General features: G+C 72.0%; 12 protein-coding genes. 9 read left to right on the top strand and 3 right to left on the bottom strand.

The genetic code is table 11. The annotated features are described in order from the left end of the window. Window positions 1-51: 51 nt before the first annotated feature. Entirely contained in the window at window positions 52-3,492 is a 3,441-nt protein-coding gene (locus ACXJKQ_RS12520) for an SbcC/MukB-like Walker B domain-containing protein (RefSeq protein WP_457106120.1), read from the top strand. A gap of 71 nt (window positions 3,493-3,563) precedes the next feature. Here ACXJKQ_RS12520 and ACXJKQ_RS12515 read toward each other — a convergent pair whose 3' ends face one another. Then, window positions 3,564-3,779 carry a hypothetical protein gene (locus ACXJKQ_RS12515; RefSeq protein WP_457106062.1) on the bottom strand — a complete coding sequence of 72 codons (216 nt, stop codon included), beginning with the start codon at window positions 3,777-3,779 and terminating at the stop codon, window positions 3,564-3,566. A 414-nt stretch (window positions 3,780-4,193) separates the two neighbouring features. Between ACXJKQ_RS12515 and ACXJKQ_RS12510 the strand changes: the two genes are divergently transcribed. Genes ACXJKQ_RS12510 through ACXJKQ_RS12500 form a run of 3 tightly spaced genes read left to right on the top strand, consistent with a single transcriptional unit; the run spans window position 4,194 to window position 6,364 of the window. Continuing rightward, window positions 4,194-5,324: a S1C family serine protease gene (locus ACXJKQ_RS12510; protein WP_457106061.1), complete on the top strand. Its 1,131-nt coding sequence runs from the start codon at window positions 4,194-4,196 to the stop codon at window positions 5,322-5,324. After that, the gene (locus ACXJKQ_RS12505; RefSeq protein ID WP_457106060.1) at window positions 5,321-5,572 is read left to right on the top strand and encodes a hypothetical protein; all 252 of its coding nucleotides are present in this window, start codon (window positions 5,321-5,323) and stop codon (window positions 5,570-5,572) included. The genes ACXJKQ_RS12510 and ACXJKQ_RS12505 overlap by 4 nt, the downstream gene beginning before the upstream one ends. A gap of 3 nt (window positions 5,573-5,575) precedes the next feature. Continuing rightward, window positions 5,576-6,364: a J domain-containing protein gene (locus ACXJKQ_RS12500; protein WP_457106059.1), complete on the top strand. Its 789-nt coding sequence runs from the start codon at window positions 5,576-5,578 to the stop codon at window positions 6,362-6,364. Between the two features lie 116 nt (window positions 6,365-6,480). Here the strand turns inward: ACXJKQ_RS12500 and ACXJKQ_RS12495 are convergent, their stop codons facing one another. Then, window positions 6,481-7,956: a serine hydrolase gene (locus tag ACXJKQ_RS12495; protein WP_457106058.1), complete on the bottom strand. Its 1,476-nt coding sequence runs from the start codon at window positions 7,954-7,956 to the stop codon at window positions 6,481-6,483. Window positions 7,957-8,254: 298 nt separating this feature from the next. Here ACXJKQ_RS12495 and ACXJKQ_RS12490 point away from each other — a divergent pair, with 298 nt between their 5' ends. The 5 genes from ACXJKQ_RS12490 (at window position 8,255) to ACXJKQ_RS12470 (ending at window position 13,455) form a co-directional block, all read left to right on the top strand. Further along, the gene (locus ACXJKQ_RS12490) at window positions 8,255-8,599 is read left to right on the top strand and encodes a phasin family protein (protein WP_457106057.1); all 345 of its coding nucleotides are present in this window, start codon (window positions 8,255-8,257) and stop codon (window positions 8,597-8,599) included. A 201-nt stretch (window positions 8,600-8,800) separates the two neighbouring features. Then, window positions 8,801-9,187: an ATP-dependent Clp protease adapter ClpS gene (gene clpS / locus ACXJKQ_RS12485; protein ID WP_457106119.1), complete on the top strand. Its 387-nt coding sequence runs from the start codon at window positions 8,801-8,803 to the stop codon at window positions 9,185-9,187. A gap of 37 nt (window positions 9,188-9,224) precedes the next feature. After that, the gene (gene clpA / locus ACXJKQ_RS12480; protein ID WP_457106056.1) at window positions 9,225-11,714 is read left to right on the top strand and encodes an ATP-dependent Clp protease ATP-binding subunit ClpA; all 2,490 of its coding nucleotides are present in this window, start codon (window positions 9,225-9,227) and stop codon (window positions 11,712-11,714) included. 91 nt (window positions 11,715-11,805) lie between these two features. Then, window positions 11,806-12,093: a hypothetical protein gene (locus ACXJKQ_RS12475; protein WP_457106055.1), complete on the top strand. Its 288-nt coding sequence runs from the start codon at window positions 11,806-11,808 to the stop codon at window positions 12,091-12,093. Window positions 12,094-12,156: 63 nt separating this feature from the next. Then, window positions 12,157-13,455: a flavin monoamine oxidase family protein gene (locus ACXJKQ_RS12470; RefSeq protein WP_457106054.1), complete on the top strand. Its 1,299-nt coding sequence runs from the start codon at window positions 12,157-12,159 to the stop codon at window positions 13,453-13,455. A gap of 61 nt (window positions 13,456-13,516) precedes the next feature. On the opposite strand, the gene ACXJKQ_RS12465 is transcribed toward ACXJKQ_RS12470, so the two are convergent. Continuing rightward, the gene (locus tag ACXJKQ_RS12465; RefSeq protein ID WP_457106053.1) at window positions 13,517-14,560 is read right to left on the bottom strand and encodes an adenylate/guanylate cyclase domain-containing protein; all 1,044 of its coding nucleotides are present in this window, start codon (window positions 14,558-14,560) and stop codon (window positions 13,517-13,519) included. Window positions 14,561-14,570: the final 10 nt, after the last annotated feature.

Genomic DNA, 14,570 nt, shown 5'->3' with positions numbered 1-14,570 from the left:
GGCCAACTGGACCGATCCTTCACTCCGTCACCGGCCCGGCTCACCGACATCGTGTACGTCCTCACCGACATTGCCCTCTCGAACTGGTACCTGATCCGCCGCGAGCAGATCCGCCTGCGCGGCGCCGCGGCGCTCGTCGGGCCGACCGGGGCCGGCAAGTCGACGATCTTCGACGCGGTCGGCACCGTGCTGGCCGGCAACAACGCCAGCCGCCTCGCCCTCAACGCCTCGGCCTCCGGGCGCAGCGCGCGCACCGTGCGCGACTACTGCCTGGGCTGGATCAGCGACCCGGCGGAGGGCGGCCGCCCGACCCGGGAATCCTGCGAGACCGTGCTGGTCCTGGTCTTCGAGAATCCCGATTCCGGCCGCGTGGTCTCGGTCGGGCTGGCGCTGGCGGCCCGGGCCGCGGATCCGAAGGAGACGGTGCTGTCGCGCTTCATCGCGGTCGGCCACCGGTTCGAGGTCGCCGACTACGCCCGCACCGCGCCCGGCGGCACCTACACGGCGCCGTGGACCGAGATCGCCGCCGACCTGCGCGCCCGCGCGTCGAGCTTCACCGAGTACCGGACCTCGGGCGAGCGCTTCACGGCCGATGTCCTCGCCTCCCTGCGGGAGGGGGCGCCGGCGCCGGAGCCGCGCCACTTCCTGCGCAGCTTCGCCAACGCGGTGGCGTTCAAGCCGATCTTCGACACCAGCGCCTTCGTGCGCGCCTTCGTGCTCGACCCGGAGCCCCTCGACGTCGAGCGCGTGCGCCACTCGATCGCGAACTGGCGACGCCTCCTCGAGACCATCGCCGAGCTGGAGAGCCGCCTCGGCCGCCTGCGGCGCCTGAGGGACCGCTACGAGGCCTGGGGCGAGGCGGTCCTCGCCGCCGCGACCCACGATCTGCGGGCGGCCAGCGCCGAGCTGCGCCGCCGCAGCCTCGATCTGATCGCCGTCCGGACACGCCTGCGCGAGGGCGCCGACACCCTGCGCATCGCCCGCGAGCGCGTCGCGGCGAGCCGCGGCCACGCGCGCGAGATCGACGGCGAGATCGCCGAGAAGAAGGCGCTCGCCGCCGCGAGTGCGGCCGAGGGGCGTCTCGCCGCCTCGACACTGGGCCTCTCCATGCTGGAGCGGGACCGGAAGGAGCTGATAGGCCGGATCGGCGATCTCGTCGGCCTGGTCGGCCAGATGGCCAAGCTGCAGCCGGTGGCGCCGATCCTGCGCCAGACCTGCCCGCCGGCGGCCCGCCTCACCGAGGCCTGCGCCCGGGCGGGCCTGCGCCGGGAATCCTCCCCCGAGGAGATCCTGCGCCCCGAAGGACCCCTCGCCGAGCTGATGGAAGGGCTGGCGCGCCTGCCCGATTTCGACGAGGTCCTGGAGCGCGCCGCCGAGGATGCGGCGCTGAAGGCCCGCGCCCAGGAGAGCGAGGCCGAGCGCACGGCCCCGCGCACCGGCTCCGGCCCGGCCGCGCGCCTCTCCTCGGACACGGTGGCCTTCCGCGGCGAGCTGGAGCGTCGCGGCATCGCGGCGGTGCCGATCTGCGAATTGGCCGAGATCGTCGACCCGACCTGGGGGCCGGCCCTGGAAGGCCTGCTCGGGCGCGCCCGCGAGGCCCTGGTGGTCGCCCCGGACCGGCTGACCGAGGCGCTCGGCGTGCTCCAGTCGGGCCGCGACCGGTTCCACCGCTGCATCCTGGTCAAGACCACCGACACCGCCAAGCAGCGGGCGCGCCGCTACGACGACGGGCCGCTCACCGTCATCGAGGCGAGCGACCCGCATGCGGAGGCGTTCCTCGGCGTGCGGCTCGGGGGCTACGACCTCGCCCGGGACGATGCCGAACTCGCCCGCCTCGCTCGGGCGGTGGCCCCGAGCGGCCGCACCACGGCCGGCATGGCCTATTCGGTCACCCGCAGCGTCGATCTCCTGATGACCCGCGGCCATCGCGGGCCGACCGCCGACAGCCGCCGCGCCCACGAGATCGCGGTGGCCGAGGCGCGCCGCCTGCGCGGCGAGGCGGCGGTTCTGCGCGAGGCCGCCCGGACGGCCGCTGCGGTCCGGGCGCGCATCGCCCGCGGCCTCGACGACGTGGAGGCCCTGCGGGCCGAACTCGACGGGTTGGACGGACGGCGGCGCACCCTCCAGACCGAGCGCGAGGGCATCGAGAAGCGCGACACCGCCGGGCTCGCCGCCGAGATCGCCGCGCTGACCACCGAGCGGGTCGGTTACCTGCGGGAACTCGCGGAGGAACTGGAACCCAAGCTCGACCGGCTGCTCGCCGACGAGGCGGCGTTGCGCGCCCGGATGGGGCCGATGCGCGAGGCCGTCCGCGCCGCCCTGGCGGCCCGCCGCGCGGCCCTGCGCCAGCTGAGTGCGGGCGACGCCGCGCGGGTGCGCCTCGCCCGCTCCGAAGCGTTCGACCTCGGCGTGGTCGCGCAGGCGCGGCGGGATCTCGCGGGCCTCGACGTCAAGGCGGCCGGATCCCGGGTCACCGCCGAGCGCGGCCTCGCCCGGGACGCCGCGGAGGCCGCCCGCTCGCACGGGCGGATCGCCGAGCGGGAACTGGCCGAAGCCTGCGCCGCGTGGCGGGTGGAGAACCCCCTCGCGGCCGGCGGCGACGCCCCGGCGATCGACGGCTTCGCCTGGGTGCGGCGGGAATACGAGGCCGTCGAAGGGCACGAACTCCGCCGCTACCGGGCGCAGGCCGAGCGGGCCGAGGTCGAGATGCGCCGGCTCATGACCGAGGACCTCCTGACGCGCCTCGCCGACCGGTTCGAGCGGGTCCATGCCCGGCTCGCGGCCCTCAACGAGCGGCTCTCGGCGCGCAGCTTCACCGGCCAGACCTACGCGTTCGAGGCGGCGGTGGACCGCCGCTACGCCGCCGTCCACGCGCTCGCCACCGAGACGGCCCGCTCCCCCGAGGCCGCGCAGGCCCTGCTCGCCGGGGAGGCCGAAGGGCCGATGGCGGCGGCCTTGGAGGAGATCACCGCGCTCATCGCCGGCCAGGAGGACGCGGCGCGGCTGGCCGATTACCGCAACTACTTCGTGTACGAGATCGGCATGCGCGACCGGGCGGGCAACCGCACCACCATGTCGGCGCGGGCGCTGCGCGGCTCGGGGGGCGAGGCCCAGGCGCCGTTCTACGTGGCGATCGCCGCGTCGCTGGCCAGCGCCTACTACCCGGGCGACCGGCCGGGCGACGAGAATCCGGGGCTCGGCCTGTGCCTCCTCGACGAGGCGTTCTCGAAGCTCGATGTCCGCAACAGCCAGGCGCTGGTCGATCTCTACCGGGCCTGGGGGCTCCAGCTGCTGATCGCCGCGCCGGAGGACAAGCGCACGACGCTCACCGAGGTGATGGACACCATCGTCACGGTCTACAAGAGCCCGGATCTCACCTCGGTCCGGATCGAGGCCGAGCACCCCCTCGAGGCCGCCCGGCGGGCGCTGCACGCGATCAATCCCGATCAGGTCGGGATCGAGGGCTTCCGCCAGTCGGATGCCGCGGAGTGACCCCGCGGGGTACCGGGGCGGGACTTCCCGCCGCCATCCCCGGTATCCCCGTTCTTCGGGTCGGCTGAGGGTCAGTTCAGGTAGGTGCGGATCCAGTTCGGCGAGAGGATCTCGCCCTCTTCGGTGATGATCCAGGGCTGCTTGGCCGGGTCGGACAGGGCGCCGGCCGCTGCGGCGATCGCCTCGCGCAGGGTGTCGTAGCGCTCGGGCTGCGCGAGCGGGGTGCTCGCCGAGGCCGTGCGCCAGATCGTCAGATCCGCGGGCCGTTCCAGAGCTTCGGTTTCCATGGGTACTCGTCCTTCCGAACCGTTTTGGACCGTTCAGATCGCCGCCGCCGGGCTCAATCCAGGAGCGGCGGGGATCGATGGTCTGAGCGTCAATGCAAGCATCTCTGCGGCGACTTTGCGATCAATTCGGGCGGTCTTCGAAGCCAGCGCCCGGTGCCGAGGCACGTGGGAAGGCGCTGTCCGGTTTTCCAGGTCCGTATTGAGTACGTCTACGCCACCGTAGACTTGCGAGAATTGTGGCTCTCGAATGATGACCATTCCGTTAGCCAGTCTGCGCCGGCCGCCGACGTGCGGCAGAACACGTCAGGGACCGATCGGCGGCGGCGCCTCTCCGTGTTGACGCCCCGATCCTGAACGCGCACTTAAGGCTCCGCCCGACGAGGGCATGCCTTCGGCCTTCTTTCGGAGTCACCCGTGCCGGATCGTACCGTGCGCATCGTGCTCGCCGCGGTCCTGGTCCTGCTGGCGCTCTACGTGGCCCAGCCCTACCTGCAGCCGCTGCTCTACTCGGCGGACACCCCGCGGGCGGTGACGGCCCGGGGCGACCTCGCCCAGTCCGAGGCCGCGACCATCGCGCTGTTCGAGCGGGCGAGCCCGTCCGTCGTTCACGTTTTCGCGCAGGGCGCCGCGCAGAACCGCGATCTGCTCGATCTCGACGATCAGGGGAGCGAGCAGGGCGGCACGCAGACCGGCACCGGGTTCGTCTGGGACGGCGCCGGCCACATCGTCACCAACACCCACGTGGTCCAGAACGCCGCGCAGAGCGGCGGATCCGTCTCCGTCCGGATGAGCGACGGCACGGTGGTCTCGGCGAGCCTCGTGGGACTGGCGCCGTCCTACGACCTCGCGGTCCTGCAGCTCGGTCGGGTGACGCACATGCCGCCGCCGCTGGCCATCGGCACCTCGGCCGACCTCAAGGTCGGGCAGTCGGCCTTCGCCATCGGCAACCCGTTCGGCCTGGACCACACGCTCACAACCGGCGTGATCAGCGCCGTGCGGCGGCGCATGCCGACCAGCGAGGGGCGCGAACTGTCCGGCGTCATCCAGACGGATGCGGCGATCAACCCCGGCAATTCCGGCGGCCCCCTGCTCGACTCCGCGGGCCGGCTGATCGGCGTGAACACCGCGATCGTCTCGCCGTCCGGCGCCAGCGCCGGCATCGGCTTCGCGATCCCCGTCGACGTGGTCAACCGGATCGTGCCGGAGCTGATCAAGGCCGGCCGGGTCCGCAACCCCGGCATCGGCATCATCGCCGCCCAGGAGGCGGCCACGGCGCGCCTCGGCATCGACGGCGTGGTGATCGTGCGGGTGGTGCCCGGTTCCCCGGCCGCCCAGGCCGGCCTGCGCGGCGTCGATCCGCAGACCGGCGACATCGGCGACGTGATCGTCGAGGCCAACGGTCGTCCGGTCCACCGCTTGGCCGATCTGACGGCGGCCCTCGAAGAGGCGGGCCTCGGCACCGGCATGACCCTGAAGATCGCGCGCGACGGCCGGATCCGGCAGGTCCGGGTCACGACCGCGGATGTCGCGGAGAACCGCCGATGACGCGCGTCGCCCTCCTCGCCCTCCTCGTCCCGCTCGCTGCCGGCCCGGCGCAGGCCGCCGAGCAGCCTGCCCGCGCGCGCCTCTGTCCGGAGAATCTGCCCGAGGGCGTGCGCCTGCCGCCGCAACCCGGCTGCGATGCCGGCGCCCGCCCGCCGACGCCGCGCCGGCCGGGCGTCTTCGACCTGGGCGACGGGACGCGCATCCGGATTGGCGGAAGCGCCTCCGCGACCTACGGCGTGCGGCGCTGAGCGATGGCGCTGTTTGCCGGCCTGCTCGCCTGCCTGACCCTGTGGTGGCTGTCGAAGAACAGCGGCGGCCTCGGCCGGAAGCTCAGGCGCGGCCTCGGTGCGGGCTTCGGCGCCGCGCTCGGGCGGAAACGGCTGCCGACCTTCGGTGCGTTCGCCCTGATCGCGGCCGGGTTCCTGATGCTCCACGGGAACCTCGTTCTCGCGGCACTGCTCGGGCTCAGCGGCGTCTGGATGATCGAGGGACAGGCCTCGATGACGGCGCGCCTGCGCCGCCTCATCCGGCCGGGATCCGGCGGGCATCCCCGTGATCCCCAAGATTCCCACGATCCCCAAGATTCCCAGGATCGCCGCTTCCGCACGATCCTGATCGACGCCCTCCTGCGCCCCGACGGCAGCCTGCGCACCGGCCGGATCATCGCCGGGCCGGGCGCGGGGGCGTGGCTCGACACCATGCCCACCGGGGCCGTGGTCGAGCTGCTGCGGGTCTGCCGCCTGCGCGACGCTGCGGGCGCCGCCCTGCTAGAGCCGTATCTCGACCGCCGGGCGCCCGGATGGCGTGTAGACGCTGAGGGCGATCGCGACCCGCGGCCGCGCCGTCCGCCGAACCCAGGGGCGATGACGCAGGAGGAGGCGTACCAGGTCCTGGGGCTTCAGCGCGGGGCGACCGCTGAGGAGATCCGGTCGGCCCACCGGTCTCTGATGAAGCGGGCTCACCCCGACCAGGGGGGCAGCGCCGAGCGGGCGGCGCGCGTCAACGCGGCCCGGGACAGGCTTCTGAACCGACATCGCTGAACTCCACGCGCGTTGTCAGAGAGATACCGATCGTCGGCCGCGGGCGAACGCCGCCGCAGCCGTCCTGAGCCGGCGCGCGGGCGCGCCGGACGGTCTTGAGCAGGGCCGCGGGCGGCTCAGCTCCGGGTCGCGAAGCAGTTGAAGCCGCTGCGCTTGAGGGCCGAGCAGGCTTCCTGGGCCGAATCCTGCTCGGCGAAGCCCGAGAAGCGGGCGCGGAACAGCGTCGTGCCGCCGTGCTCGACCTTGACCGTGTAGGGGGCGGCCTTCGACAGGCTGCCGCCGACCTTGGCGCGGGCCTCCGAGAGCATCGAGCGGGCCTTGGTCTCGTCGTCCATGGCGCCGAGCTGGATCACCCAGGCGGTGGGCACGACGCGGGCGCCGGACACCGCCTTCGGCGGCTCGTCGCGCTCCAGCGACGCCACCCGGGCCGTCGACTTGGACGCGCCCGGGAACGGCGGCTGGGCGCCGCTGGCGCCGGCATAGGCCTGGGCGGCCTTCGGGATTCCCTGGGGGCCGGGCTTCCAGGTGCCGCCCGGCGTCGTGGTCTTGGCGGGGGCGAGGTCGAGGGGCTCGCCGGTGGTGCCGGTGGTCTCGACGTCCTCGTCGTCCGCGGAGGCGACCTGCGTGCGGGTCCGCGAGACCGCGTCGGCGACCACCGCCGGACGGGCGCGCTCGGCCACCTCGGTGACGGGCGCCGAGATCCGGGCGCCGGCATAGGCCTGCGGCAGGCTGGCGCGGACGAGGTCTGCCATGATCCGGTCGCGGCTCGCGCCGGACTTACCGCCCAGCACGATCGCCACGATCTGCCGGCCCTCGGACTTCGCCGCGGTCATCAGGTTGAAGCCGGAATCCCGGGTGTAGCCGGTCTTGATGCCGTCGACGCCCTGGACGTTGCCCAGCAGGTGATTGTGGTTGCCGATCACCCGACCGCGAAACGCGAAGGACCGGGTCTGGAAGTAGCGATAGTAGTGCGGGAAGCGGTCCTGGATCGCCCGGGCGAGCACGGTCAGGTCGCGGGCGGTGGTGAGCTGGTCCGGGTCCGGCAGGCCCGAGGCGTTGGCGTAGTGTGTCCGGCTCATGCCGAGGGCATGGGCCTTCGCGGTCATCATCTGGGCGAAGCGCTCCTCGGAGCCGGCGATGTTCTCGCCGATGGCGCAGGCCACGTCGTTCGCCGACTTGGTCACGATCGCCTTGATGGCGTCCTCGACCGCGATGGTCTGGCCGGGGCGCAGGCCGAGCTTCGACGGCGCCTGGGCGGCGGCGTGGGCCGAGATGGTCAGCTCGGAATCGAGGGCGAACTTGCCCCGCTCCATCTGCTCGAACAGCATGTAGAGCGTCATCACCTTCGTGATGGAGGCTGGATGGCGGAGGGCGTCCTCGTTGACCGCGTGCAGGGTCTTCCCGCTCTTCACGTCCACGACCATCGCGGCGTAGGGCGGATTGTAGCCGCCGCTTGCCCGGGCATGGCCGTGGCCGTGGTGCCGTCCGCGACGGGCCTCGGCCGGCGAGGCCAGGGCCGTCAGGACCGCGGCGGCCAGCATCGCGGCCGGGAGCGCTGGAATCGTCCGGGAGCGGCCTACTACGCTACGCATCACGCCTGATTGCCTCGCGAGACCGGATCTCGCCGGTCGTGTCCTCTGCGTGGGCGTCACGCCGATCGCGTGGCCCCGCTGCATCAGTGGAGAGTTAGGCAGGTGCAGTTACAGGCCCGTTAATGCCGTCGCATCGAATGCCGGAACGTGTCGGTCCGGCGGTCGCTTATCGGCCGTCGTCGACGGCCCTTGCCGGCGAAAGCTTGACGCTGGCGGCGGTGGCGCACACTCTCCGGCCGGATCCGAGGACGCCGGTCGCCCGTGGCCGGCTGGTCGGGCGGCGGTCCGGAGTACGGCGATGCAGAGACCCACGGCCTTCCCCTCGTACCCGGGCTTCCCCGGTTTCGGGACGCCGCTGCGGCGCTTCGGAAACGCGACCCGGGCGACCCAGACCCTCGGGATCGAGTGGCTCGACGCGGCCAAGAAGGCCGCGGACGATCTACGAGCAACCTGGGCGGCGCTCGCGGCGGCCCGCAGCCCGGCCGAAGTCCTGGCCATCCAGACCGCGTATCTCCACCGGGCCGGCGAGCGGATCGCGGCTCGCTCGGCCCTGGCCGGCAACACGGTGCTGGCCCTGGCCGGCGACCTTCTGCCGTCGAAGAGGCCCTCGGGGGAGGCGGCCGGTTCCGGACACGCGCATTAGTGTCCCGGTACCCGCACGGGCGACGCGCCTGCGGGGCGGACAAGTGCGCACAGGCGTCTGGCGAAGTCGGCTCACCGTCTGTAGATTAGCCACCGTGGAGCTGAGCGCTGCTCCCGACAGGCCAGGACAGAATCGGCCGTCAGGGCCGGCGACGCCCGCTCCAATCAAGGGATCGGTTCGACGCACATGACACAGGTCCCCATGCAGGGCACCGCGAGTTCGACGAAGGGGCATTGGCCGGCGCGCTTCGCGGTCACGGCATCCGGTTCGCGCGCCCCCGGGGGTGACGACCGGTCCAACACCGCGATCATCACCCGCACGAAGCCGCGGACCAAGCGGCCGAGCCTGTACCGGGTACTCCTTCTGAACGACGATTATACGCCGATGGAGTTCGTGGTCCTGGTGGTCGAGCGGTTCTTCAACAAGAGCCACGAGGACGCCTACCACATCATGATGCACGTGCATCAGAACGGGGTCGGCGAGTGCGGCGTCTTCACCTACGAGGTGGCGGAGACCAAGGTGACGCAGGTCATGGACTTCGCGCGCAAACACCAACATCCTCTCCAGTGCGTTATGGAAAAGAAATAGGCGCCGCTCGCGGTAGGCACCCACACAGAGGCCCGCTTTGCCAAGCTTCTCACGCAGCCTAGAACAAGCTCTCCACCGCGCCCTGGCGCTCGCGGGAGAGCGCCGGCACGAATACGCGACGCTGGAGCACCTCCTGCTCGCCCTCGTGGACGATCAGGATGCGGCCGCGGTCATGCGCGCCTGCAACGTCGAGATCGACACGCTCAAGCGCAGCTTGGTCGATTACGTCGATACGGAACTCTCCAACCTCACCGGCGACGGACGGCAGGACGCCAAGCCGACGGCGGGATTCCAGCGCGTGATCCAGCGCGCTGTGATCCACGTCCAGTCCTCCGGCCGCGAGGAGGTCACGGGGGCCAACGTGCTGGTGGCGATCTTCGCCGAGCGCGAGAGCCACGCCGCCTACTTCCTGCAGGAGCAGGACATGACCCGCTACGACGCGGTCAACTACATCAGCCACGGCATCGCCAAGCGGCCGGGCGCCTCCGAGGCGAAGCCCGTGCGCGGCGCCGAGGACGAGGGCGCGGCCGAGCGCCCGAGCGACGAGGGCGATCCCCGCGGCGGCGCGAAGAAGAAGGGCGATGCGCTCGACGCCTACTGCGTCAACCTCAACAAGAAGGCGCGCGACGGCAAGATCGACCCGCTGATCGGCCGCGAGAGCGAGGTCCAGCGGACGATCCAGGTCCTCTGCCGCCGGCAGAAGAACAACCCGCTGCTCGTGGGCGATCCCGGTGTCGGTAAGACCGCGATCGCCGAGGGTCTGGCGCGCAAGATCATCCAGCACGAGGTGCCGGAGGTCCTGGCCGACGCGACCGTGTTCTCCCTCGACATGGGCACGCTGCTCGCCGGCACCCGCTACCGGGGCGACTTCGAGGAGCGCCTCAAGCAGGTGATGAAGGAGATCGAGGCGCATCCGAACGCCATCATGTTCATCGACGAGATCCATACGGTGATCGGCGCCGGTGCGACCTCGGGCGGGGCCATGGACGCGTCGAACCTGCTGAAGCCCGCTCTGGCCTCCGGCACCCTGCGCTGCATCGGCTCGACCACCTACAAGGAGTACCGCCAGTACTTCGAGAAGGACCGCGCCCTCGTGCGCCGGTTCCAGAAGATCGACGTCAACGAGCCGTCGATCCCGGACACGATCGAGATCGTCAAGGGCCTGCGGCCGTACTTCGAGGAGTTCCACAAGCTCAAGTACACGACCGAGGCCGTGAAGGCCGCGGTGGAGCTGTCGGCCCGCTACATCAACGACCGCAAGCTGCCCGACAAGGCGATCGACGTGATCGACGAGACCGGCGCCTCGCAGATGCTGGTGCCGGAGGCGCGCCGCAAGCGCACCATCGGCATCAAGGAGATCGAGGCGACCATCGCCACGATGGCCCGGATCCCGCCGAAGACCGTCTCCAAGGACGACGCGGTGGTGCTCCAGCACCTGACCGAGAACCTGAAGCGCGTGGTCTACGGTCAGCCGAACGCCATCGAGGCCCTGACCTCGGCGATCAAGCTGGCGCGGGCCGGCCTGCGCGACCCGGACAAGCCGATCGGCTCGTACCTGTTCGCCGGCCCGACCGGCGTCGGCAAGACCGAGGCCGCCAAGCAGCTCGCCTCGTCCCTCGGCGTCGAGATGCTGCGCTTCGACATGTCGGAATACATGGAGCGCCACACGGTGAGCCGCCTGATCGGCGCGCCCCCCGGCTACGTGGGCTTCGACCAGGGCGGCTTGCTCACCGACGGGATCGACCAGCACCCGCACTGCGTGCTCCTGCTCGACGAGATCGAGAAGGCGCATCCGGACCTGTTCAACATCCTGCTGCAGGTGATGGACCACGGGAAGCTCACCGACCACAACGGCAAGCAGGTCGATTTCCGCAACGTCATCATCATCATGACCACCAACGCGGGCGCCTCGGACCTGGCGAAGTCGGCCTACGGCTTCACCCAGACGAAGCGCACGGGCGACGACGTCGAGGCGATCAACAAGCTGTTCGCGCCGGAATTCCGCAACCGCCTCGACGCGATCATCTCCTTCGGCCATCTCCCGAAGGACGTGGTGGCGAAGGTGGTGGACAAGTTCGTCCTCCAGCTCGAGGCGCAGCTCGCCGACCGCAACGTCACGATCGAGCTCTCGGACGAGGCGCGCGAGTGGCTGGTCGAGCACGGCTACGACGACGCGATGGGCGCGCGCCCGATGGCCCGGCTGATCCAGTCGACCATCAAGACGCCGCTCGCCGACGAGGTGCTGTTCGGTAAGCTGAAGGATGGCGGTGCGGTCCGGGTGGTCGTGCGCAAGCCGGAGGATGCCGAGGCCAAGGCCGGTGCGAAGGACAGCCTGGGCTTCGACTTCCCGGCCGGCCCGGTCACGCCGAAGCCCGAGAAGGACGTGACCAACGCCGCCAAGCGCCACAAGCGCGCGAAGCCCCGCACCGCGGCGCGGAAGAAGACGCCGAAGGACAACAAGGGCGGTGGCGGCAGCTCGGGTGGCGGCATCCGGACCGTGCCGAAGGTGCCACTCGTGCGCGCCTAATGGTGTGCACGCCGGCCGGTGGCCTTCCGGAGGAGGGTTCGCCGGTCTATGACCGCCGCGACGCGAATGCGCCGCGGCGAGGAGGCGCCCGATGACTGACAATCTGCACGAGGGACCTCTGTCCCCCGTCGCGCAGCCGGCGGCGCCCCCCAAGAAGCTCACCCGGCGCGAGGAGCGCCGGCGCCGGCGCCAGCGGCGTCGACGCGGCGAGGAGGTGCTTGCCTGGGTGCTCGTGCCGCTGATCTGCGTGGGCATCTATCTGGGCATCAGCGCGGGCTTCGACTTCTTCGGCACCTCGCCGGGTCAGGTCTGGGACCAACTGATGCAGGTCAAGGCCATGATGGAGAAGCGCTCGGCCAGCCAGGGCGCGCGCGGATAGCGCGTCGCCCCGCTCTGCGCGCGGGGGGCGACGCCCTCCGGGACGGATCCGAGCGGGCGCGCCATGACACCGACCCGACGCACCATCCTCGCTTCGATGGTTCTGGCGGCCCCGGCGATCCGGGCGCGCGCCCGGGGCGGATCCGTGGTGATCGTTGGTGCCGGCGCGGCCGGGCTCGCGGCCGCCTCGACCCTGCGGGCGGCCGGGCAGAGCTTCACCCTCGTCGAGGCGCGGGACCGGATCGGCGGACGTGCCTTCACCGACAGGACCCTCGGCCCCGATTGCCCCTTCGATGCCGGGGCCGAGTATATCCATTGGGCCGAGCGCAATCCCTGGGCGCCCATCGCCCGGGCGTCCGCGGCCCCTATCGCCCGCGAGGACGGGTGGGCGCGCCAACTCGTCATCGATGGCAGGGCCGCCAGCGCGGCCGAGACGGCGGCGCGCCGCGCCGGCTTCTCCGGGCTCGACGCGCTCCTCGTCCCGAAGGGCGGCGATACCTCCCTGGCGGACGCGGCCCGGGTCGGCGGCCCGGACGCGGTCCAGGCTGCGGCGGGCCTGAGCCGTCTGTCCCTCGGCGAGGATCCCGAGCGGGTGTCGGCCGTCGATTACGATCGCCTCTGGTCCGGCTCCGATCTGTGGGTCGACGGCTACGGCGATCTGGTGGCGCGGCATTTCGGGGATCTGCCGGTGAGCCTCGGCTGTCCGGTGCAGGCGATCGACTGGTCGGGCCGCGAGGTCCGGGTCGAGACGCGGCGCGGTCCCCTCGCGGCGGCGGCCGTGATCGTCACGGTTCCGGTGGGCGTGCTGAGAGCCGGAACGCTCACGTTCACGCCGGCACTTCCGGACCCGACCCGGACGGCGCTCGACGGTCTGCGGATGGGCGCCTACACCAAGATCGGCCTGCGCCTCGATCCCGCGCGGCTCGACACGGCCGCGCTGGGCGACGCCGTCTCGGTGGCCACCGGCGGCCCGACGATCTACTTCGAGATGAAGCCCTTCGGCCGTCCGCTGGCGGTGGCCAATCTCGGCGGCGATCTGGCGCGGGATCTGTGCCGGGCGGGTGAAGCCGCCGCCGTGGCGCTGGCCACCGAGCGCCTCGCCGCGATCTTGGGGGCGGACGCCCGGGAGGCCGTCGTGGCCGGACGGCTGGCGGGCTGGTGGACGGATCCGCAGGCGCAGGGATCGTACTCCATCGTGGCCCCCGGCCATGCGGAATCCCGCGACCGCCTGCGCGAACCGGTGGGTGGGCGTGTCTTCTTCGCCGGGGAAGCTCTGGCCGGCGGCGGGGCCATGACGGTCGGCGGGGCGACGCTCGACGGCGCGCGTGCCGCGCGGGCAGTGTTGACGGCCCTCGGCCTCTGACGCGAAGCGGCTTGCGGCACCGCGACGCCGTCAGGAACCGCCTTCGGCGCGCCTCGCTCCCTCACCCGGGCGGCGTCGGCGGTCCCGCGGCCGCACGGTGCCGGATCGCCGCGACCGCCAGGGGCTCCGCGCGTCCGCGCAGGCTATGGGCGCCGAGTGCCTCCGCGGTCAGGTCGTCGGGCAGCGGGCCGATCCGGGCGAGGAGATCGGCCGACACGAGGACATGGACCCCCAGGGTCTTCGACAGGGCCTCCAGCCGCGCCGTGGTGTTCACGACGTCGCCGAAATACGCGATCTTGTGGCGTTCGAGGCCGATCTCGGCGGTCACCACTGGGCCGCAATGGAGCGCCGCGCGGAATTCCGGCACCTGCCCGAAGCGGGCGCGCCAGCTGTCCGCGTCGTCGGCGAGACGCGCGGCGAACTCGAACACGCAGCGCAGGCAGGCCGCGTCGCGCAGGCCCCGATCCATGGTCCAGGTCACCAGCGCCAGATCGCCGATGTAATCGTCGATCGAGCCGCGGGCGCGCGCCACCGGGAGCGCCAGGGCGTTGAAGACCTGGCCGAGATAGGCCTGGGCGGCCCGGTCTCCGTAGCGGTCGGCGAAACGCGTGGACCCGGTCACGTCGAGGAACAGGAAGATCCGTTCCTCGCTGATCGGCCGGTGGTAGCGCCCGATCAGCAGGTTGGCGAACACGCTGGGACCGATCAGGTCGCGGACCCGGAACACGAACACCATCAGGGCCGAGATCGCGAGGGCGTAGAGCAGGCCGGATTGCGACATCAGCATCGCGTTCCGCTCGCTGTACATGAAGCGGAACAGCTGGTTCAGCACCGTGCTGGCGACCGCGTTCCCGGCCACGATGAACGCGATGTAGAGGGCGACCGTGGCGATCAGGAACAGCGGCGTCGCGAGGGCGCGGATGCGGTCGCGCAGGTCGGGCATCAGGAGCCGGCGCTCGTAGAGCAGGATCGGCGTGCCGATGATCGCACCGCGGATCGCCGTGCCGGTCAGCGGCCCAACTGCGAAGATCGCCCCGTAGAGCACCCCCGACAGCGCCCCCAGGCCGGGCGCCACCAGGAAGAACCAGAGCGGGCCGGCACGCATGCGGCGTCTC

The sequence above is a fragment of the Methylobacterium sp. P5_C11 genome (genome assembly GCF_054049775.1).
The sequence above is the reverse complement of the archived record's forward strand: the minus strand, read 5'-3'. Positions and strand labels throughout refer to the sequence as shown.